The sequence below is a fragment of the Marinobacterium sediminicola genome, assembly GCF_022343685.1.
GTDB classification, from domain to species: Bacteria; Pseudomonadota; Gammaproteobacteria; order Pseudomonadales; family Balneatricaceae; genus Marinobacterium; species Marinobacterium sediminicola.
Window position 1 is genome coordinate 2,420,139 of record NZ_CP092123.1, and the last position, 21,113, is coordinate 2,441,251.

Consider the following 21,113-nt stretch of genomic DNA (forward strand, 5'->3'; position numbering starts at 1 on the left):
GAGTGACCGTTTGTTACCAGTACAAGCACGGGCTCTTCGGCCAGCGCACTGGCAAGCGGGAGCAGACAGCCAACCCCAAACACTACGCCCCGCCTAAACACTGATGTCCGCCACCTTAACCAGACAGTACAGCGGGGCCTTGTCGGGAAAGAGCAGGTTCCCGCCCTGGTCCGTCGATTTCCATTCGCTCTTGACGGTGCAGGGCAGCTGCGGTGCCTTCAGCATGACCGTCACCTCTACCGTTTCACCGGGCTCGGCAGTCGGAACCGGCACCCTGCTTTCAAGCGGCTCAAGCCCCACCCGGAACCCGTCCACTTCAATGGGCTGATCCTGACACTGTAAAAACATGTTGTCCCAGGCTTCGGTACCGGTATTGGTTACCGCCCACACCTTGGCAAAAGTCTCTCCGGCATACACGACGGAGTAGTCTGGAAAGGTCACATCCTGAACAAATCCTGTTGCGATACCCCTGTAACTGGAAGCCGATCTTGGCGCCCCCATCCCCTTGAAGTAGATGCGGATCAGGTCAAGTGGGTGGGCGCCGACTGCGGCTGATATCGCGATGAGCGTTGACAGTTTCGCCTCGGCGACCTGCCCATTGAGAAGGTTGTAAAGATTGGCTCTGGAAATCCCTGCCCGCAGGGCAACTTCCTTTTTGCTCAGGCCACTGCCGGCAATGAGAGCACTCAGATGATCCGAAAACTCAATGGCGCTCAAGCAGACCTCCTTGGTCAGTGGATGTAACAAGCGTGTCCAACACAGTGAACACATGAATTGATAGTGTTCAGTCGAGATTAAACAAACCGCTATTCCAACTCAACCCGCCCTCTTCCGCGAGTCGAGAAAAGCACTATAAAGGACCTATCATGCGCGTGCTTTCTTCCGTATTGTGCCCCGCCAGCACCAAACGCCCCGGATTACCTGCTCTGTTTTGCTGGCTCGGGATGATGTCCACCGCTTCAACGGCCATGGCTCAGGATCCGCGAGAACTTGACGAGTTCAGATATACCAGCCCGGCCGCTGCTCTGCACGCCGGTGATTTTGATGCCGTAAGGCAGTTGCTGGAAGCCAAAATAGAACAGGGCACCCATGCACCCAATGACCTGTTCCTGATGGGCCTGACCGAAAAGCGCGCCGGCAACCATCCTCGCGCCATCGATTACTTTCAAAGACTGCTTGAACTGGAGCCGGACAGCCCACGCGTACGCCTTGAAATGGCTGAATCACTGTATGCACTGGGACGCTATCAACTGGCGGAAAACGAGCTGAAAACAGTGTTGGCCGGCAACCCGCCCGAGACGGTATCACGCCGCATCGAGTCATATCTGGCAGCCATCGAGCAGCGGCTTGATGTGTGGAGCTTCAGCCTTTCCGCCGGAGGGTTTTACGATTCCAACGTCAATGCCGGCCCCGATACCGACACCGTTTATATTGGCAACCTTCCCTTTGTGCTCAACAACGCGGCCCAGGGCAACGGCGACTGGGCTGCCGACCTGGGGATGACTGTTGGTTACAACCGCAGCCTGAACCAGCAGACATCGCTGCGCGGTGGTGCCAGCCTCAATTACACGGATTACGCGGACCTTGATGATTACGATGCGCTGGTTGGCTCCGCCTGGTTCGGGCCGGGCTTTAACCTGGGACGCCTGTATGTGTACCTGCCAGCCGTTACCAGTGTGGTTCGGCTGGGGCATGAGGAAAGCTACTATCAGACCTCCATCGGCATCAGCCCTCAGGTTGGATATCAGATCAACCGCGAGTGGAGTGCCTCCGGCCGTCTGACCTGGCAGGACGTGAATTACAAACGGAGCAATAACCCTGACAGCACGCAGGCCCGACTGGACGCCAGTATTCGATATGCGCCGAATAGAAGCCTGGCGGCAGGCGCCGGACTTTACATCGGGCGAGAATCCTCCGAAACCGACACGCGCAGCAACAAGCGCCTTGGAGCACGCGCCTTTGCTGACTACACCATTGACAGCGTGTGGAGCACCAGCCTGTCGGCCGACTACTCGCGAATTGCCTATGACGGCATTCAACCCATGTCGGGGACTGAGCGCGTCGACCGAAAAACGCAGCTGTCGGCCTCTTTATATCGTGCCCTGCCACAGTGGAATGCACGTCTTGATATTGGTTTGAATCACACCGACCAGCGCTCCACCATCGAGCTGTATGAATATGATCGGCAGATACTAAATACCAGAATCATCAAGAAGTTTTGAGGGCATTAAACATGTATTTCTCAACACACAAAAAAAACTTTATAACTCTTGCGATATGCTTGAGTATTTCAGAAACATCTAATAGCCAAGAGTTAATTTACGGTGCTGGAAGTACGACTCCAATTTATAAAGATCCATTTTCACAGCAGACACCAGATTCATATCAAGCTCTTTCGCTAGATGGATGGATTTCTATATCAGAACAGAAATCAAACCCATCTGAAGTAATTAATAAATATTCTGATGAGGCAATACTGGCATCCCATATATATAAAACATCTGGATCACAGATAAAAACACCTATAAAAGGAACAGATTACCAGCTTATTTTTTACACATCAGATGACTCAGGTTTCAATGGCGGAATATATGAAAATAGCAAAGGTGAAATTATAGTATCATTAGGTGGTACAACCGCCAGCAACGCAGATAACGCTGGAAAGTTCAAAGAAGACGGTTTATTTGAGGATATCGCAACTGATTTGGCACTTCTAAGATCCAGCGGCCCGGAGAACGATCAATTCAAGACTCTTAGAGTTTTATTGGGTAACGCCGCTCTTTACAAAAAAGACTTTACCCTAACTGGACACTCATTAGGTGGAGGTCTTGCCCAGTATGCATCCTTTTATACAGGCAAAACAGCAGTCACATTTAATAGCGCACCTATGACCATTAATGCAGAAGCCTTGTCACAACTGCCACAATACCCGAAAAGTAATACAGGATTGATCACAAACCTTCGTACCGAAAAAGATCCGTTGACGACACTTCTGCTATTCCATGAAAAAATTGAGGAACTTGAAACCAAAATAAATAGCAAATCATCAAACCCTGAGGATATAGTTAAGCTACAATTCGAGATACATTCTCTTTATGATAACATCAGGTCATCGCCGGATCTGAAGAGTCTATACTCAACTTATGACTTCACAAAAAGTTTAAACGAATTTTCAAAAGATTTAAGCCTATGGGTTTCTATTGGGCCAACTAAGATTATTTTGCCAGAAGCTGAAAAATCAAAAATTGATGAATTCAACAATTTTTTAGTGTCGACAAAGCGAATTCTGGGCATAGATCCCGATCAAAAGATGGGATCGTTGCTTTATGGCGAAGTGATCACAATTGATGATGCCAGCGGTCACAGCATGGCTAACTTTACCCAGTGGGTAAAGCCTAGCTATCCTCCTATTCAAAAAATATTAGAACAACCATATCAAGATCATACTCAGCTAACGCTTAATGCCCATGATAATTTTAATGAAGAATTAAAGACTGGTTTCATCGAGCAACCGTCATCAGGCGAATCTACTCCAGGTGAGTCTCCCAGTACCGATTTTGAAGAGGCATCGAATGTTGCAACCATTGGACAAGCAACTCATTTAGAAACCACCAACATTTTGACTCTTGATCCTGCCGGTGGTAACCGGCAGAACGATGTCATGCAGCCTGCGGCTCAAGTTGCAGCCGGTGGTGGAGCCTGGCGTGAAGTTGATAATACCTATATCACTAATGTGCATTATGGCGTTGAAGAATTCCAGTATACTGAGTGGGGCCGCTGGTCTGGAAATGACCCCGAATTTCCATATTACAACAGTGAAATAGGTTATATCGTTCTTGGAGTACCGACACCCGATAGCTATCTGCCCGATGCTACCGGCAGCGCAACCTACAAAGGCGATGTAGTGGGAGCGTACTCAGGAGGCTCATACGGTGATGGTTATATTGGTGGCCGAGCTCAATTAACTGCTAATTTCGACAGCGATCAAATTCAAGGGATAGTGTCCCTCTTTCGTACCTACTCCGGTGGCATAACAAAAAACATGCGCGCCCTGACGTTTGATTACGCTATTAACGAAGCCGGTAGCTATGGCGGTGCTCTACATATAGACGACGGCCCTGAATCTCAAGGCACCTTGTATGGTCATTTCTACGGCCCTAACGCGGAGGAAACCGGGGGTGCGTTCATATTTACCCACAAGGATGCCGGTGGCCAATTGGAAGGCGTAGAAGGCGTTTATCGAGCCACGAGAATCGCCCCCGAACTTGCACCGCCGCTTTAATCAACAAAGGGCTCTCACAAGAGAGCCCTTTCAATTGGTTTGAATGTGTGGCGTAGAAACACATCCAGCCAAACGCGATAGTCGAACAGATCCCGCTCCCGTACCCGCCGTCGGCTGATATCGTGAATCAGTGCTTTCAGCCACCACAGGCTGGCATTTGTGAAGTACGCGGTTGTAGGCGAATGGAGAGGGTGTTGGATGATGGGTCGAGTTTTGGCGAACACAACCTTAACCCTTCTTGCTGCCGCACTCCTTACTTTCCAGCTGATCTGCGAAGAACCTAAAAAAGGGCCGCCCAATGGCAGCCCTCTGTTTTCATTACTCCCAGAGGGATCAGAACATGTGCAGACCACCGTTGATGGAGAAGTCAGCACCGGTGATGTAGGCGGATTCGTCTTCCGCCAGGAAGGTCACGATACGGCCGATTTCGTCCGGTTCGCCCAGGCGACCTACCGGGATGGACTTGGCGATTTTTTCCAGCACGGAATCATCGATCTTGGCGACCATCGGCGTCATAACGTAGCCCGGTGATACGGTATTGACGGTCACACCCTTGGCAGCCACTTCCTGTGCCAGAGCCTTGGTGAAACCATGGATACCGGCCTTGGCCGCGGAGTAGTTGGTCTGGCCAAACTGACCTTTCTGCGCGTTAACGGAGGAGATGTTGATGACACGACCAAAGCCCTGATCGATCATCGGGTTGATCACCAGTCGGGTCATGTGGAACATGGAATCCAGGTTGGCGCTGAGAACTTCATTCCACTGCTCCCAGCTCATTTTCTTGAACTGACCGTCACGGGTAATGCCCGCGTTGTTCACCAGCACATCCACGTTACGACCAGTGAGTTCCTTCACGGTTGCGATGCATGCAGCACATGATTCGGCATTAGTGACATCGCCGTAGGCTACATCGATCTCATATCCTGCCTCGCGCTGCTTTTCCTGCCAGGCTTTAGCCTTGTCATGATTACCGCCGCTGTTGTAACCGGCGACAACATGAAAACCCGCGTCAACCAGCTTGCGACAGATTGCTTCCCCCAAACCACCGGTTCCGCCGGTGACCAATGCTACTCGTTTGCTCATGCTTTGCTTCCCTTTCCATGTTGAAGCCTGCTCCATCCCTCTGGTCTTATCATGACCTTTGGCAGGAATGGGGGCCGTCAGGCTTTGAGTACGACGTTTTATGATTGTCAGTTAACGCATAACTGTACTGATCATAGTCCAATTAAACTATGTCAGAAGTATGACCTTGGTACATCAGGAGATACCCTGACTTTCAGGAAGCAGGTAAAACACCCGGTTCGGTTTCGAGGGTTTTAAGGTAGCGCTTGACCCAAATGGACGCCACAACAGCGGTGATTGCATTCGCCAGGACCAAGGCCGAGAACATGCCGGTCAAACCAAAGAAATGGTTGCCCAGCCAACCCAGGGGTACATACATCAGAAACAGCCGGAACAGGCTGATTCGCATCGCCCGCATCGGCTGATGCAGGGCATTGAAGGAAGAAGCGCTCAGGAAGGTAATCGCCTGAAAGCCAAAGCCCGCCGGGACAATCAGTACCCACATCTGCAACCAGCGCGCCACTTCAGGGTCATCACTGAACAGGTTGGCAATGACACCGGACGCCAGCACGAGCACGGCAAAAATCACCAGCTGCCACAGCAGTGCAAAACGAATGGCGCCACGATAGGCAGCCCTGACGCGATCGACCTTGAGCGCCCCATAGTTCTGGCTAATAAAGGGCGGCAAGGTCATCGACAGTGCCAGACAGACCAGCAGCGAAAGCGATTCAATACGTGCACCGGCTCCGAAAGCGGCAACCGCTTCTGCACCATGAACGGCAACGAGCGCCGTCAGGATACCGTTCGCCAGGGGCGTCATCATATTCGACAGGGCCGCAGGCAGGCTGATCGACAGCACCTTGCGCCAGTGTTCCAGCATCAGCCTTAGATCAGGCAACTCCAGCAGCAGCATCCCTTTTCGGTGATACAGCAGGTGCAGCGCCAGCAACGTCGTCGCGGACCAGGCCAACACACTGGCCACGGCAGCACCACGAATGCCCATGGCCGGAATCGGCCCCCAGCCAAAAATCAGCAAAGGATCGAGAATGACATTGAGCAATGAAGAGATCAGCATCACCGTCGCAGACAGTCGGGTATCGCCCGAAGCCCTGAAAGTACTGTTGCACACCATATTCATGACCAGGAACACCGAGCCGGCAAACCAGACCTCCATATAGGCGTCGATCAGGGGCATCAGCTCCGGATCTGCCCCCATCAAACGAAAGATGGGATCGGCAAAATGCTGGCCGGCAAAGCCGACTACCGTCATGAGCAGTATCGTCAGCAACAAGTTGTCGGTAGCCAATCGCGCCGCCTTTTCACCACCGCCATTACCGCTGCCTATAAGGCGTGCCAGGGTCGCAGAGGTACCTATCCCCAGGCCTATCGCGAGACTGACGACCGAGAAGGAAACCGGAAAGGTAAAGGCCAGCGCCGCCATCGGCTGAGTACCGAGCTGAGCGACAAACCAGATATCGGCCAGGTTGAACAACATCAGGCTGACGATGCCGAACATCATCGGGATCGTCATGCGCACCAGAGTCTGGCGAATGGGCGCGTTGAGCAGATCGGGCCGCCGGGACATGCTGTTCCTGTTGTTGGAGAAAGGTCCGAGAGTTTAACAGAAAACTTCCCCCCTGCGCGGCTGTGCCATCTGGAATTAGTTGCGCAAATGTTTAACCCCTTGCGCAAACCGGTTAACGCTCCTGCTGATGCCCTGAACATACTGCGCCTACTGCTTCGGCAGTCTGTTCCCATAACAATAATCAAGGGTTCATCATGAAAAGCAGACTTTCCATTTTGCGCAAAACCGCTGCGGCGGCTTTGTTAACCTCCGCCTCTCTGGCTTCAGCTGCCGAGAAACCGAATATTCTACTCATTGTGGCCGATGATCTGGGCTACTCGGATATCGGCGCTTTCGGCGGCGAGATCGAGACCCCGAATCTGGATGAATTGGCGTCCTCGGGTATCCGGCTAACCGACTTCCATACCGCGCCCACCTGTTCACCAACACGCTCCATGCTGCTCTCCGGCACTGACAGCCACCAGGCCGGACTGGGTAACATGGCCGAGTTGCTGCAGCCCGAACAGAAAGGCAAACCCGGCTACGAAGGCTACTTGAACACGGCTGTAGCAACCTTGCCTGAAGTCCTTCGCGACAACGGCTACAACACCTATATGGTCGGAAAATGGCATCTGGGCCGCAGTGAAGACAAGAGCCCAGCGTCCAGAGGCTTCGACAAGTCCTTCGCGCTGATTCAGGGTGGCGCCAGCCATTTTGACGATCAACGCGCCATCATCGGCAAGGACCCCAAAGCGATTTACCGCGATAACGGCAAGAGCGTGGAGCTGCCCAAAGGCTTCTTCTCGACTGACTACTATACCGACCTGATGATGCAGTACATCGATGAAGATCTGGATGAAAACAAGCCTTTCTTCGCCTATGTCGCCTATACCGCTCCACATTGGCCACTGCAGGCACCTGAGGCCTATCTGAAGAAATACGAAGGCAAGTACGAGCAGGGGTACGAGCAGGTACGTCAGGCTCGACTGAAGCGGATGCAGGCGATGGGTATTATCGATGCTTCGGTCACAGCCCACACTCCGCTGACACAGCTGCCTCGCTGGGAAGAGCTGACCGACGAGCAGCGCAGGTTTGAAGCTCGCCGGATGGAAATCTACGCCGCCATGGTCGACAACATGGATCACAACATCGGCCGCCTGATCGACTGGCTCGATACAAAAGGCGAACTGGACAACACCGTGATCATGTTCATGTCCGATAACGGTGCCGACGGCAACAGTCCCGAGGTACTTCCCGGCAACAAGGCCTGGTTCGCCAGCGAATACGATAACAGCTTTGAGAACCTGGGACGCCCCAATTCCTATGTCTGGTACGGAGCTCAATGGGGTCAGGTCAGTGCGACACCTTTCCCGCTGTTCAAGGGATTCCCCTCTCAAGGTGGTCTGGTGACTCCGGCTATTGTACGCCTGCCCGGTGAACAACCGGCTGGACAGATCAACCAGTCCTTTATCCACGTCAAGGACGTTATGCCCACTTTTCTGGAGCTGGCGGGTATCAAGGATGTCAGCAGCCCTTACAACGGACGCGAGGTTCTGCCGATACAGGGTCGCTCCATGCTGCCGTTGCTGAAAGGCGACCAGGCAGAAGAGCGTGCGATTGGCTGGGAGCTGTTCGGCCGGTCCGCGGTGCGCAAGGGCGACTGGAAAATCCGCCTGCTGGAGCCCCCTTACGGTGATGGCGAATGGCAGCTGTTCAATCTGAAAAATGACCCGACAGAACGTCACAACCTCGCCTGGCAGGAACCGGAGAAGCTGGCAGAACTGCTCACCGACTGGGAAGCCTATGTCCGTGACAACGGCGTTTTCCCCTCCGACCCGGAGAAAATGAAGAAGATCGGTTACAGCTTTACCACCTGTGTCTTTGGCCGCTGTGTCGAGTAAGCCACCCATCATCAGGCTTTGTCGGAGATAACGAGACGATGTTCGCAATGAAGAAAATGGTTTTTGCCATCACCCTGGCCACCTTGCCGATGGTCAGCAGCCACGCAGCTGAATTCAGCAAACCGGAAATTTACGGTTTTATCAGTGCCGGTGCACTGAAAATCGACAACCAGGACCTGGAAGCCGAGGCGTTTGAAATCGAGCTGGGCCTCAAAGGCAAGGCCCAGGTTCAGGACCTCAACCTGCTCTATCAGCTGGAAGTGGATCTCGCTTCTGCAGCCAACCGTGCTGACAGTGGTGATCCCGGCAAGGATGGCGAGGATGACATCCACGTCAAGGAGGCCGTCATGAGGCTGCCGACACAATACGGCACCTTCGTACTCGCGGCACGAGGCACATCCGGGCAGTGGGCTCAGCTCTACGGGCCGATAAACCACTACGAGTACAACGAGCCACATGCGGCACTGAATGCAGACGGTATATTCGTTCAGCCGGATCGCACGTCCGGCACCTTCGCCTGGGCATCACCTGCCGTTGCCAATACCCGTCTGGTAATGGCGGCCATTACCCTGCAGGAGGATAACGACGAAGACGCGGATGCGGCTTCCATTCGTGTGGTATATAACGACGGCAAACTACACCTGGGCGCCGGAACCACCCTGATCCAGTCGGAACAGTTGCCCGCCTTCACTCAGGATGATCTCTTGCTGACCGCCCTGAGCGCCGGTTACGACTTCGGCAATATCCAGCTGGGAGCTGTCTGGGAACACAGTGATAATCAACCCTACCCCCTGGCTCCTGATGGCAGCGCCGAGTCTGACTCCTTTGGAATTTCAGCAAACATTAATTTGGGCAAAGGCTTCGGCATGGCTGTGGGTTATAAGGAAAAAGACCACGAATATGACGCTGCCGATGAGTCGGTTTACATGCTGAAATTCGAAAAGCAACTGGATGACCAGGTAAAGGTCTGGGCGGAAACCGGTCAATATGACCAAGCGGATAGCAACTATGCGCTGGGCGTAAACCTGCGCTTCTGAGGATAGTTATGGGATGGGCATTGGCTGGGTTCCCCTTCCCCGGCCGGTGTCTGCCCCCGTTACCCCCGGGGAACCAGCGTACGCTGTTTCAATGTTTGGGACGGCGTTTCGCCGAAATGATCCTTGTACAGACGGGTGAAATGACTGAGATGGTTAAAGCCGCACTGATCAGCTACCTCGCTGACCGTTCCCTGTGACTGCTGCAGACGTTGATGCGCCAACTCCAGTTTCTGCAGCAACACATATCGCGCCGGTGAACAGCCGAGAAACTGTTGAAAACCGATTTCCAGTGAACGCCGACTGCAACCGGCGACCTTTACCAGATCGGACACACTCACAGGCTGCGCGATATGGGCTTTCAACCAGTCCACGGTGTGACGCAAGTGCAACGGCAGAATGTCAATATGAGCAGGCGCGGGATCTGTCAGTTGATCGGCCAATGACTCAATCAACAATGACTCCCAGTGTTGCTGCATCACCGGCAGGATGCTGCCCTCGTGAATCTGGTGCTGGCTGGCCACGCACTGCAGCAAACTGTACATGGAACGGACCTGTAGACTGTCAGGCCGCAGAATCCGCAACACGCCGGACACCAGACTTTCCCCCTCAAGACTGGACCAGGTATGCACCGTCGCGCTGTCAAATGAAATAACGATGGCTGAAGTGCCGGAATCCCAAATCAGATCCGCTTCGGATCCGGGCATCATCAACAACATCTCATTGGGGCCCAGTACGCGATTGAGATTGCGAACCTCAATGGAACGATATAGCGGGAAAACCAAATGGCAAGTACTGAGTGCACCGGAACGGATATGCACCCGCTCTCCCCAATGAGCCCCGAAAAGAAGTGTTTGTTGCAGGGGTTGCAGGGTAATTCGATTGGTCCCGCCACCTTGTGCCGTGAGCGGAGTGACCTCTCGTTCATCAATACGCGAGTTCAAGAATGCCTGGGCTTCATCGAAATCTTCTGACTCCAGACAGATGTTATAGGAAAAGGGCAATACGCAGTTCATGAGTACGCAGCAATTGTTGTTTTTGTTCTTGTTGTTAAGCAAAGATCATACCCGGATTTCTGTTTTTTCCGAAACCAGCAATTTCGGCATCTTGGAGTTCCACCACAATCATGCAGGGCTGGTTGATGTGCTGTTTTCGTTAAATATTTCGACAGGGGGATTCCAGAAATGAATCATTTGATCACGTATGCCAGTTTGCTCCTGATGATATTGCTGTCGGAAGCGGTGGCACAGGAAACCAGCAGTTGCATCCAGTGCCATGCCCGTGAAGTGGTTCAGTGGCAAGCCTCCCAGCACGCACGTTCGCTGCAACCTGCCAATCAGGACAACGTTCTGGGCGACTTTGACCATACACCTTTCGTCAGTAAAGGCATCAAAGCTGAATTCTACCAAGAGGCCGGTACCTTCAAGGTCAAGCTGACAGAAGCGGATCAGACACGGATCTGGACCCTGGTCTATACCTTGGGGGTTTATCCCCTGCAGCAATATCTGATCGACAGCGGCGACGGCAAACTGCAGGCGCTGAATATCGCCTGGGACAGTCGCAGTAGCGATGCCGGTGGTCAGCGCTGGTTTCGCCTGGATGATCCTGATCACTCGCAACCCGGTGATCCGCTGCATTGGCAAGGGGTTTACCAAAACTGGAATGGCATGTGCGCCGACTGTCACAGTACGGGATTCGGCAAGCACTACATGCCGGATGAAGACCGCTACCGGTCCCGATTCGACCAGGTCAACGTGAGCTGCAGCGCCTGCCATCACAACGCCCCCAGGCACGCTCAGGCAGCTCACAATGGCGAAAGTATGCCCGCGGGAGCAGATATGAGCGCCAATGGTGCCTGGCTCACCGGTACACTTGAACACAAGCCTGAGCACACAGGACCCACATCATCGGCAGAACAGGTTGAAACCTGTGGCCGCTGTCATGCTTTGCGTACCCGGCTGGACCAGTCTCCCGCAGGTCAGATCAATGATCAGTACCGGCTGACACGTTTGCAAAGCCCCCTCTATTATCCCGATGGCCGTGTCCGAGAAGAGGTGTTTGTGCTGGGCTCATTCATGCAAAGCAGAATGCATCACGCAGGTGTGGTTTGCAGTAACTGCCACAACCCACACAGTGGCAAGCCCGTGGCTGAAGGTAATGAGCTTTGTGGCCAGTGCCATGCGGCAGCCAATTTTGACAATCCCCAACATCACCATCATCAGCAGGGCTCATCGGGGGCAGCATGCGTCGGCTGTCATATGCCCGAACGCACTTACATGAAGGTAGACCCGCGACGAGAACATAACTTCACTACTCCCAGCCCGATTACCTCTCAACGGGCTGGCAGTCCCGACCCTTGTCTGGCCTGTCATACTGACAAAAGCCGAGACTGGTCGATCAAACAGGTCATTGAGCTATGGCCTGACTATAGAGAACGTTCGCACTGGTTCGAAATACAGCAGGCAGATTTGCCTGCCATGCTGCGCTTTATCACGGATCAGGAAAATGCGGCACTTCACCGCGCCAGCCTGCTGGAGCAGCAATCCGCAGCCATTGCAGAGAGCACACCCGAATTGATTCTGGATCAATTGAGCGCTTCCAACCCTCTCATGCGTGAGAGCGGCTGGAAAGCCGCCGCAAAACTGCCAGCCTCTGCCTTGCATGATAAAGCCAGCACAGGACTGCGAGATCCAAGCCTGAGTGTACGACTGGCAGCATTTGAATCCCTGATGGTGGTTGACGCGCTACCCAGCGGGGAGACAGGTACTCGTGTCGAATACGAGGCTTATCTGGACCAGCAGTCGGACCGACCTGCCGGACGCACGCTGCGAGGACGCTACCGGCTTATTTCCGGTGCCCAGGAATCTGCCGAACAGGATTTTCAGGTCGCACTGCGAATGGACCATGCCTATCTGCCTGCTTACATGCTATTGACGGAGTTGCTTCGCAGTCAGCAGCGTTTCGACGAAGCGGTGGTGTTACTGACGCGCGGCCTGGACTACCTGCCCCTCAACGCAAACCTTTTGCATCTGCGGGGGCTGACCCTCTTACAGGTTAAAAGATATGAGAGAGCACTCGACGATCTTGAGAAAGCGGCAGATCTGTTGGAAGAAAACTGGCTGTTCAACTATCGGTATGCGCTGGCGTTACTGCGGCTGGGCCAGGTTGCAAAGGCCCGAAAGATCGCCACACGACTGGAGTTGATTGCGCCTGACAACCTGCAGGTCGAGGTATTAATCAGAGAGATTGGCCTGACCACAGAAAGCCGGCCCTGAAGTCAGGGCCGGCCAGACCGATCAGAAGGGGATGATGGTCTTGATCCAGAAGGCGTCACCTTCCGGACGGTTCTCGACGGCAAACTCCTTCTGGTACTTCAATGAGAAGAAGAAGCCCTGACCGTTGTCATACTTGATCGATGGGCCGATAGCAAAAGCCTGTCCCTCGTTGCCAATGTCGACGCCGTTCACTTTGTCAGGCGTGGTCTGCTCGTAAGCGTAGCCACCCACACCGGCCACCCAGTTCGGGCTGACACCATAGCCAAGAGAGTAGTCGAAGTGCAGCTCCTGCCCTGACTGGTAATCGGTATCGTCATTTTCGAAGTTGTAGTCGTACATCACCTTGATGTCGGCATTCCAACCCGTGGGATTGACCCAGGATGCCGCATACGCGGCCTGTATACCCCAATAGTTGCGCCCGATGTTGGCCATCTCACCGGCATCGTACTCGCCTGTGGGGACGAAGATATCCATACCGACCACAGAGTGAAAATTGGGACTGTGGTGATACGCCAGCGCAAAGGCGGTCAGATCCAGGTCACCGACGCCCTGATTACTGTCTGCCATGCCATTGACGGAGACATCCAGGTCCACCAGCGGCAGCAGGGCAGCGTGGAACAGCTGGCCGCCGAGAATGGTCTTGTCTGTGACCCATACCAGACGCGGTGCCACCACATTGGCACGCAAGCGGAAGTCGATCGGCAAGCTGTCACCCGAGTCATCCATCAGGTCGTCGGCCGCATAGCGATTGGCATAGATCAGCGGATACACCCCAGGCGGCGGCAGTGCTCCCATCAGGTAGTTCTCGGCTCCCATCGGATAGTTGGAACCACCGCCTTCGGTCGCCTGAGCCTCGAAGGGCAGTACCATGGCCAACGCTACAGCCACCGTCAGACTCGGCTTACTCCATAAATTCATCATGCATGAAATCCTGTCTTGTTCTTGTTATCGGGGAGCGGCCTGCGGCCCTGCTCCCCAAGGAAGGGCTTAACCCACCAGCTGGGCGAAAGCGCCGCGATAAAACAGCAGCGGCTCGCTCGGCTCGGTCTGCATGGCCTCGACTCGACCGACGATCAGCAGGTGATCACCCAGCACGCGGGTGAACTCAACCGTGCACTCCAGCTGCGCCTGCGCACCCTGCAGAAGGGGCACCTGGCGGTTGTTGAGCTCGTATTCCACGTTATGGAACTTGTCTTCCATCGGTCGAGCAAACTGCAGCGCCAGCGCCTCCTGATCACGTTGAAGAATGTTGATCGCAAAGGGTTTGCCCTCTTCAAAGGCGTCAAGGTTTGGCGATCTCATGGCCAGGCTCCAAAGTACCAGCGGCGGTTCCAGCGACAGTGAAGAAAAGGAGTTGGCCGTTATGCCGACGGGTTGCTCTCCGTTTCCAGGCGCCGTTACGACGGTGACACCGGTCGCAAACAGGCCAAGAGCATCACGCAGCTCGCGCGGATCAATGGCGGGCGCAAGACTAGCAGCCGTGCTCCCTTTTTCAACCGCGACATTGGCAGTATTTACGCTGGTCATATCAGGCCGCTCCCTGTTGCAAGTGACTTTGTATGACGTCACCACAGGCTTCATCATCCATCCACCAGGGCATGTAGTCCGGCGGATTATCGAAACCATTGGCAATGCGTGAAGCCAGCGAGGGAGACTGCTGTGCAGCACCCAACAATTCCAGAATATGAGGCGGCGGCGGCAACAGCATGCTGTTCGTCCACTCGACCACCTGAGACGCATACGCCCAGTAGGTTTCGAAGGTCTGCTGCATCCATTCTTCGGTAAACGGCTGGTCGCCGCGAGCGATGATTTCGTTCAGGTAAATGCGGCTGCACTTGGCACCATTGTTGGAGCCCTGACCGGTAATCGGATCGTTTACCACCAGCGCATCTGCCATGCCGAACACCTTGCGGCCTGATGGCAGCGTGGCCACCGGCTTGCGGACGGTTGGCGGGAACCGACCTGCCAGAATGCCGCCCTCGTCGGTCAGTTCTACATTGCGACAGCGTTCGGCTTCCCAGGGCGCATAGGTACGGATGATTTCCAGGCTTCGCTGCAGATGTTCCTGCGGCGTCGCGACATCACCCCAACAGTCCATGGGGCCTCCCGGAATGCCTTCGAAGACCATGATTTCACAGGGGCCGCTCAACGTCAGAGCCGGGAAAACAAAGTATTCGCCTACGCCCGGTATCAGGTTGAATGCCACCCGTGAATAGGGCTCATTCGGTGTCATGCCATGCACGTAAGTCAGTGCCAGTGCACGCTGAGGCTTGTCGAAGCGTGAGCGCTGGTCATCGCGTTCGAACAGGCGCACGATCTCCCCCTTACCCGCCGCCAGCAGCACCAGATCATGGGCTGCGGTCAATTCTTCCAGCTCGGCAATACCCACATCACAGATTTTCAGATCGCCGCCCAGGCGAACGAATTCATCCATCCAGACCGGCATCTTGACGCGTTGATCCACCGACTGCGCCTTGTTGTCGAGTCGGGCCGACCAATCAACCAGTTTTTCGCCCGGCTGTTCCGGATTGGGAACCGTGACACCGATTCCTTCGACGGGCGGACAGTCGTGCTCCCAGAAATTAAGGCCCAGATCACGTTCGGTCTGCAGTGCCTGGTCAAACATGCACTGGCTGGACATCACCTTGCCTGCACGGATGTCATCACCGGTGCGGTTGGACAGAATGGTAACGTCATAACCGGCCTTGAGGAGACCAACACCGGTTTGCAGGCCGGACTGGCCGGCACCTACGATTGCGATTTTGCGTGTCATGGAGAGACTCCGATCTTATTGTTATGTGCCGGTCGTGGGGGCTCGACCGGCTGTTGGGTTACAGCGAATGTTTTATTCCGCCAGTTTGGGAATGGCAGGCTCCTGCTGCTCCGGCCCCAGAGCCGAGTAGCCACCATCGACGGCGTAATCGGCACCGGTGACGAAGCTCGCCTGTGGCGAGCACAGGAACAGCACCACTTCAGCGACCTCTTCCGGCCCACCCAGACGCCCCAGCATGTGGAAAGGCGCGGCCACGCGATCAGCCTTGGCGCGATCACCACCGCTGACTTCGTCAATCACGCGAGACCAGGTCCAGCCTGGTGACACCGAGTTAACCCGAATGCCATCGTTGGCAAAGTCCAGTGCCATGCTGCGTGTCAGATGCTTGAGAGCGGCTTTGCTTGCGGGATAGATCCAGCGTCCGGTCTGGGCAGCTTGCGCGGAAATGCTGGTGAAATTGACGATGGCGCCACCCTCTTGCCGTGCCAGCAGCGGCCGCACGGCCCGAGCCGCCATCACGGCGCTGACAACGTTGATATCCAAAGCCTTGAGCCAGTCGCCCCGACAGGACTCAGCGCCCTCATCGAGGTAACTGCAGGCCAGGTTGATCAGGTAGTGCAAGGCACCGAAGTGCTGCTCCGTTTTCTCAACGGCCGCCGTCAACTGAGCGTCATCGGTGATGTCGGTCTCGATAAACAGGGCTGCGGCCCCCAGCCTGTCGGCCAATCGGGCACCTGCGTCGACATCGATATCAAGAATGGCCACCCTGGCTCCGTTGCGAACAAAGGCTTCAGCCACTGCGGCCCCGATCAGGGTTGCGCCGCCGGTAATCAGGGCAACGCGGTTACTCAATTCGCTCATGAGATCGTCTCCCCTTCAGTCCTTGCCGGCACTGCTTGGCCAGGTTGGCATCAACTTGTTGGATGCCAGGCTCTCATCCAGCAGCTTCGCCGCTGTTTCACGGCCAGCAACCGGCAAGCCTTCAGGGTCGAGCACGCCCAGCTGAACCAGAACCGAGGCCTGATCCCAGTAGATGTGTTCGTGATACAACTTGTCACCGCGGAATTTCACCACGGCCACCAGTGGAATCTCGACATACTTGCCCGTGGGCTCAATGCCCGGGACAAGCCAGTCGATTTCGCGGTCATGCGTAAAGCAAAACAGCAGCTCATCCACGATCTGGGTATCGCCAATGGTGCGCGAGATCGGAATCAGGCGAGTATCGTCCGGGTTCACGTCAACGAAATGATGCTTGTAGAAGCGATAGAGATCCTTGTACCCCACACCGCCTGTCAGTGTCGGAATATGGTTCACGTAGGGCTCGGCCACCATGGTAGCCATGGTGTCATCCACATTACGGGTATCAAATTCGTACTCGCAGTGCTTGTCCCACAGGTAAGAGAGGTTGTAACGCGGACCGATCGTACGACGCAGCACTGCCACTGAGCGCTCGTGTGCCATCAGCGCCGATGGCTTGTGGTAGTGCTCGGACCCCGGACGGGCAAAGGCATGATCCACACCCGGGTAGGTATAGAGTTCAACATTGTCGCGTGATTCCAGCGCCGCATAGAGATCATTGCGCGCTGCCGCCGGGCAGTATTCGTCATTTTCGGCAAAGTGCAGAACCAGGCGGCCGCGAATATTGTCCGCTTCGTCCAGGTGGCTCTCCATGCCCATGCCGTAGTAGCCAATCGCTGCATCCACATCACAGCGACAGGCCGTCAGGTAAGCCATGCGTGCACCCAGACAGAAGCCCAGCACACCGACCCCGCCATTGCACTCATCACGGTTTTTCAGTGCTGACAGGGCTGCATCGATATCTTCGACCCCCTTGTCCTGATCAAAACCCTGATAGAAGCCGAAGGCTTTCTGCCAGGAATCGGCATCGTACCCCAGCTCCACTCCCGGCTCCTGACGCCAGAACAGATCAGGCACCAGCACCACGTAACCTTCCTCGGCGTAGTAATCGGCGATCTGACGCATGGTGCCATTTACACCGAAAATCTCCTGCAGCAGCACCAGGCCCGGACCTTCCCCGGAAGCCGGCACGGCCATATAACCGCCGAACGTGCCCGAACCATCTTTTGCATCAATTTGAATCTGGATTCCCATGAGTGGCTCCTTGTTATTATTTTTACGTCTCGGAGCCCATACTATTTAAAATCGATTTACCGGCACGATCCGATAACGGCAGCCACTATCCGGATAGTGCAGAAAAATAAATCCAGATATCTACTCTATTAGTTCCCCCTGTTTATAATGAACTGACCCTGAGCAACCGCGGCTCTTAATGCGGCAAGATAAAAATAAGAAGGGAAGTAGCCAATGCAATCCAAACAACGTTTTTCGCCTTTACTGGTGAATGCACTTTTGGAGCAACCCGACACCCGGGTATTCAAATCCGGTGACGTGGACGAAGTGCACAGCAAGGTCGGGGATGCTTTCAAGCCTCACCGCCTGACGCCCACGCAGCGCAACAGCTCACTGGACTCCAGACTGCACCAGTTTTCCATGGGGCATGTGTCATTCCATCGCCTGAAATATGGTGCAGCGGTTGAAGTAGATCCCGACTGTCTGGAGGATTTTTTCCTGATCCAGATGCCGGTCAGCGGCCAGGCGGAGATCAGCTGTGGTGACTGCAGCCTGATCACCAGCTGCCATCAGGGAGTGGTGTTGAATCCGACACAACGGCTGAAGATGCATTATGACAGCCAGTGTGATCAGCTGATGCTGCGCATTGACCGCCGCGAACTGGAGCGAATCTGCAGCCGCTATCTGGGCCACAGCGTGAAACAACCGGTGCAGTTTGACTGTCACCTCAACTGGCGTGACTCACCGGCCTGGATACACATGCTGGAATACATCACACAGATGCAAAGGGACCTGCCCGAATGCCTGCAGCAGCCGCTGATTACTCGGCAACTGGAAGAGCTTGTGATCAGCACCCTTCTGAGCCAGCAAGTAAACAACTATTCAGAGGAACTGTCGGGGGACTATCGGCCACTGGCTCCCCGCCATGTGAAACGGGTGGAAGAGTATATTGAGGCTCACGCGCAGGAGTCGCTGACCCCCGCCATGCTGGCCGAAATCGCCGATGTGAGTGTGCGCACACTCTATGCAGGGTTTCGGGAGTTTCGACACATGAGTCCAATGGAATTTCTGCGCAACGTACGTCTGCAACGTATCCATGAAGCCCTGTCCCGACAGGACAACCATGAATCGGTCACGGATATCGCCATGCACTGGGGCTTCACGCATATGGGGCGCTTCAGTCAGGAGTACCAGAAACTGTTCGGCGAAAAGCCCAGTGAGACCAAACGCAAAGCGCAGGCCTGAGGGCCTGCGCTTGCGCCTGCCGACACCCTTCGATCATCAGATCAACATCAGGACCAGCTCGGGGAAAGCACTGAGGAGAACCAGTGTAACCAGGGTTGCCGCCAGAAATGGCAACAGGGAACGGAAGATCTGCATGGGCCCGATGCCCGTCATCGCCGATCCGATGAACAGCCCGGCGCCAACCGGCGGCGTCAACAGCCCCATTACCAGCGTTAGACACACCACGACGCCAAACTGATACGGACTGATATCAAATTGCTGCTGGGCGATCGGCAGCAGGATCGGTACCACCAGAATCAACGCAGCAATCCCGTCTACCAGCATCCCTACCAGAATCAATACAGCGACCACCATCATCAGGAAGACGAATGGATCGGAAGTCTGATCGGCAATCCAGCTGGCCGCGGCCTGTGGGATCTCTTCATACACAACCACCCAGCCAAACACGCCCGCCGCCGAGATCAGCATGATCACCATGCCCGAGTTCAACGCTGTACGCATGAGGATCTCTGGCATATGGGAAAAGTCCAGGTCCTTGTAGATATACTTGCCGATCAGCAGCGCCGCCAGTGAAGCCAAAGCCGCCGACTCGGTTGGCGTCGCCAGACCGGTCAGGATGCCACCGATGATCACGACAGGAATTGAAGCGGCCGGAATTCCCATCCACAACCATGACTTGATCTGCTGACGATCAGGCCAGTCTCCCCTTGGATATTCCTGTACCAGCCCGATCAGGGCAATGACCACGAAGAACAGAGCCGACATGATCAGGCCCGGGATAATCCCGGCAATGAACATGTCCGCGATCGGCACCTGCGCCAGCACACCGAATAGCACGAACAGCATCGAGGGCGGAATGATCGGGGACAAGAGCCCGCCCGCAGCCGTGATTGCCGCTGCATAGGAGCCGGAGTAGCCCTCCTTTTCCATCGCCGGCACCATGGCACGCGACATGATGGCAATCTGGGATGCGGCCGATCCCATAATGGCCGCCATCATCATGTTCGCCACCAGGTTGATGTAGGCCAGCCCGCCTTTGAAGCCGCCAACGAAGATTCGCGCCAGGTTGATCAACCGGGAGGTCAGGCCACCCTCGTTCATCAACTCCCCTGCCAGCATGAACAGAGGAATCGCCAGCAAACCATAGCTTTCGACTGCTCCGAACAGCTGCTGGGGATATGAATCGAACAACACCGAATTACCCGAGGTTGCGATGTACCAAAGTGCGGTCAGGGCCAAAACAAGCGCAATGGGGACAGCGGCAAATAGCAGCAGAAAAAACACTATAAATGTCATTTTGCTTTCCCCTTAAAATAAATAGCCTTTTTCAAACTCGTGCCAAGGTTATTTAATGCATGCAAGGACAGGGAAATGGAAATAAAAGGCAAAATCAGCCAGGGCCATATTTTTTTTATCCCCAGGGTATTGGTTTTCTCGGAATAAACGAAATTAAAGGTATCTCCTTGAAATGCCTTAATATCAAAATCCACCGATGCCAGCGTCGCAGGGTCCAGCCAACGCCAACAGAGCACCAGCAATCCCGCTGAAAAAACCAGAATCATCAGGTCCGAGAAGCACTGCATCCATGCTCGAGTCCGTTCGCCCAGGAGGTCCACCAACAGCGTTACCGCGACGACCTGACGCTTCTTCAAAACGACGGAAGTCGCCAGAAAAGTGGTCCAGACCATTGCGTAGATGGCCAGCTCATCCACCCAGTAGATCGCCATTCCCAGCGCACGGCTGACGATGTTCAACAGGATCAGCAGGGTTACTGCAGCGGCAAGCATTGCCGCCAAAGCCGTTTCGATCTTTACGATCGTGTCGGAAAGGGTATTCAGCATAGTGTCGTCCTTAACCCGCGAGGGGGGCGCTCGCGGGTCTTCGCT

17 protein-coding genes are annotated in these 21,113 nt (G+C 54.8%); 6 read left to right on the top strand and 11 right to left on the bottom strand.

Annotated elements, in window-relative coordinates:
* Nucleotides 1-93: 93 nt before the first annotated feature.
* Entirely contained in the window at nt 94-717 is a 624-nt protein-coding gene (locus LN244_RS11145; protein ID WP_239039860.1) for an NBR1-Ig-like domain-containing protein, read from the bottom strand.
* Nucleotides 718-866: 149 nt separating this feature from the next.
* Here LN244_RS11145 and LN244_RS11150 point away from each other — a divergent pair, with 149 nt between their 5' ends.
* Together LN244_RS11150 and LN244_RS11155 are read left to right on the top strand one after the other, a co-directional pair.
* Nucleotides 867-2,222, top strand: coding sequence for a porin family protein (locus LN244_RS11150; RefSeq protein ID WP_239039861.1), 1,356 nt, complete (start codon nt 867-869; stop codon nt 2,220-2,222).
* Between the two features lie 11 nt (nt 2,223-2,233).
* Nucleotides 2,234-4,282 (top strand): transferrin-binding protein-like solute binding protein, encoded by a 2,049-nt coding sequence (locus LN244_RS11155; protein ID WP_239039862.1) that lies wholly within the window; start codon nt 2,234-2,236, stop codon nt 4,280-4,282.
* 333 nt (nt 4,283-4,615) lie between these two features.
* On the opposite strand, the gene phbB is transcribed toward LN244_RS11155, so the two are convergent.
* Nucleotides 4,616-5,365, bottom strand: a complete 750-nt coding sequence (phbB, locus tag LN244_RS11160; protein ID WP_239039863.1) for an acetoacetyl-CoA reductase — start codon at nt 5,363-5,365, stop codon at nt 4,616-4,618.
* 193 nt (nt 5,366-5,558) lie between these two features.
* Nucleotides 5,559-6,929, bottom strand: coding sequence for an MATE family efflux transporter (locus LN244_RS11165; protein WP_239039864.1), 1,371 nt, complete (start codon nt 6,927-6,929; stop codon nt 5,559-5,561).
* Between the two features lie 194 nt (nt 6,930-7,123).
* On the opposite strand from LN244_RS11165, the gene LN244_RS11170 reads away from it, so the two are divergent.
* Both LN244_RS11170 and LN244_RS11175 read left to right on the top strand, forming a co-directional pair.
* Complete coding sequence (locus LN244_RS11170; protein WP_239039865.1) at nt 7,124-8,809, top strand: arylsulfatase; 1,686 nt, start codon at nt 7,124-7,126, stop codon at nt 8,807-8,809.
* 47 nt (nt 8,810-8,856) lie between these two features.
* Complete coding sequence (locus tag LN244_RS11175; RefSeq protein ID WP_239039866.1) at nt 8,857-9,846, top strand: porin; 990 nt, start codon at nt 8,857-8,859, stop codon at nt 9,844-9,846.
* 59 nt (nt 9,847-9,905) lie between these two features.
* Here the strand turns inward: LN244_RS11175 and LN244_RS11180 are convergent, their stop codons facing one another.
* A complete protein-coding gene (locus tag LN244_RS11180) occupies nt 9,906-10,859 on the bottom strand; it encodes a helix-turn-helix domain-containing protein (protein ID WP_239039867.1) in 954 nt (317 codons plus the stop codon).
* 168 nt (nt 10,860-11,027) lie between these two features.
* Between LN244_RS11180 and LN244_RS11185 the strand changes: the two genes are divergently transcribed.
* Nucleotides 11,028-13,118 (top strand): cytochrome c3 family protein, encoded by a 2,091-nt coding sequence (locus tag LN244_RS11185; RefSeq protein ID WP_239039868.1) that lies wholly within the window; start codon nt 11,028-11,030, stop codon nt 13,116-13,118.
* 21 nt (nt 13,119-13,139) lie between these two features.
* Here the strand turns inward: LN244_RS11185 and LN244_RS11190 are convergent, their stop codons facing one another.
* From LN244_RS11190 to LN244_RS11210, 5 genes are all read right to left on the bottom strand, one after another.
* Nucleotides 13,140-14,039: a SphA family protein gene (locus LN244_RS11190; protein ID WP_239039869.1), complete on the bottom strand. Its 900-nt coding sequence runs from the start codon at nt 14,037-14,039 to the stop codon at nt 13,140-13,142.
* 66 nt (nt 14,040-14,105) lie between these two features.
* Entirely contained in the window at nt 14,106-14,645 is a 540-nt protein-coding gene (locus LN244_RS11195; protein ID WP_239039870.1) for a flavin reductase family protein, read from the bottom strand.
* A gap of 1 nt (nt 14,646) precedes the next feature.
* The gene (locus LN244_RS11200) at nt 14,647-15,891 is read right to left on the bottom strand and encodes a styrene monooxygenase/indole monooxygenase family protein (protein ID WP_239039871.1); all 1,245 of its coding nucleotides are present in this window, start codon (nt 15,889-15,891) and stop codon (nt 14,647-14,649) included.
* A gap of 72 nt (nt 15,892-15,963) precedes the next feature.
* Nucleotides 15,964-16,752, bottom strand: a complete 789-nt coding sequence (locus LN244_RS11205) for an SDR family oxidoreductase (RefSeq protein ID WP_239039872.1) — start codon at nt 16,750-16,752, stop codon at nt 15,964-15,966.
* 15 nt (nt 16,753-16,767) lie between these two features.
* A complete protein-coding gene (locus LN244_RS11210; protein ID WP_239039873.1) occupies nt 16,768-18,003 on the bottom strand; it encodes a dienelactone hydrolase family protein in 1,236 nt (411 codons plus the stop codon).
* A 213-nt stretch (nt 18,004-18,216) separates the two neighbouring features.
* Between LN244_RS11210 and LN244_RS11215 the strand changes: the two genes are divergently transcribed.
* Complete coding sequence (locus LN244_RS11215; RefSeq protein ID WP_239039874.1) at nt 18,217-19,227, top strand: AraC family transcriptional regulator; 1,011 nt, start codon at nt 18,217-18,219, stop codon at nt 19,225-19,227.
* Nucleotides 19,228-19,263: 36 nt separating this feature from the next.
* Here LN244_RS11215 and LN244_RS11220 read toward each other — a convergent pair whose 3' ends face one another.
* On the bottom strand, nt 19,264-20,523 hold the full coding sequence (locus tag LN244_RS11220; RefSeq protein ID WP_239039875.1) for a TRAP transporter large permease: 1,260 nt from the start codon (nt 20,521-20,523) through the stop codon (nt 19,264-19,266).
* Nucleotides 20,520-21,068: a TRAP transporter small permease gene (locus LN244_RS11225; RefSeq protein WP_239039876.1), complete on the bottom strand. Its 549-nt coding sequence runs from the start codon at nt 21,066-21,068 to the stop codon at nt 20,520-20,522. The genes LN244_RS11220 and LN244_RS11225 overlap by 4 nt, the downstream gene beginning before the upstream one ends.
* Nucleotides 21,069-21,113: the final 45 nt, after the last annotated feature.

Bases quoted from the DNA above. Each gene is read 5' to 3' on its own strand.
- LN244_RS11150 (WP_239039861.1), top strand. From the start codon at position 867: ATGCGCGTGCTTTCTTCCGTATTGTGCCCCGCCAGCACCAAACGCCCC.
- LN244_RS11155 (WP_239039862.1), top strand. From the start codon at position 2,234: ATGTATTTCTCAACACACAAAAAAAACTTTATAACTCTTGCGATATGC.
- phbB (WP_239039863.1), bottom strand. From the start codon at position 5,365: ATGAGCAAACGAGTAGCATTGGTCACCGGCGGAACCGGTGGTTTGGGG.
- LN244_RS11165 (WP_239039864.1), bottom strand. From the start codon at position 6,929: ATGTCCCGGCGGCCCGATCTGCTCAACGCGCCCATTCGCCAGACTCTG.
- LN244_RS11170 (WP_239039865.1), top strand. From the start codon at position 7,124: ATGAAAAGCAGACTTTCCATTTTGCGCAAAACCGCTGCGGCGGCTTTG.
- LN244_RS11175 (WP_239039866.1), top strand. From the start codon at position 8,857: ATGAAGAAAATGGTTTTTGCCATCACCCTGGCCACCTTGCCGATGGTC.
- LN244_RS11180 (WP_239039867.1), bottom strand. From the start codon at position 10,859: ATGAACTGCGTATTGCCCTTTTCCTATAACATCTGTCTGGAGTCAGAA.
- LN244_RS11185 (WP_239039868.1), top strand. From the start codon at position 11,028: ATGAATCATTTGATCACGTATGCCAGTTTGCTCCTGATGATATTGCTG.
- LN244_RS11190 (WP_239039869.1), bottom strand. From the start codon at position 14,039: ATGATGAATTTATGGAGTAAGCCGAGTCTGACGGTGGCTGTAGCGTTG.
- LN244_RS11195 (WP_239039870.1), bottom strand. From the start codon at position 14,645: ATGACCAGCGTAAATACTGCCAATGTCGCGGTTGAAAAAGGGAGCACG.
- LN244_RS11200 (WP_239039871.1), bottom strand. From the start codon at position 15,891: ATGACACGCAAAATCGCAATCGTAGGTGCCGGCCAGTCCGGCCTGCAA.
- LN244_RS11205 (WP_239039872.1), bottom strand. From the start codon at position 16,752: ATGAGCGAATTGAGTAACCGCGTTGCCCTGATTACCGGCGGCGCAACC.
- LN244_RS11210 (WP_239039873.1), bottom strand. From the start codon at position 18,003: ATGGGAATCCAGATTCAAATTGATGCAAAAGATGGTTCGGGCACGTTC.
- LN244_RS11215 (WP_239039874.1), top strand. From the start codon at position 18,217: ATGCAATCCAAACAACGTTTTTCGCCTTTACTGGTGAATGCACTTTTG.
- LN244_RS11220 (WP_239039875.1), bottom strand. From the start codon at position 20,523: ATGACATTTATAGTGTTTTTTCTGCTGCTATTTGCCGCTGTCCCCATT.
- LN244_RS11225 (WP_239039876.1), bottom strand. From the start codon at position 21,068: ATGCTGAATACCCTTTCCGACACGATCGTAAAGATCGAAACGGCTTTG.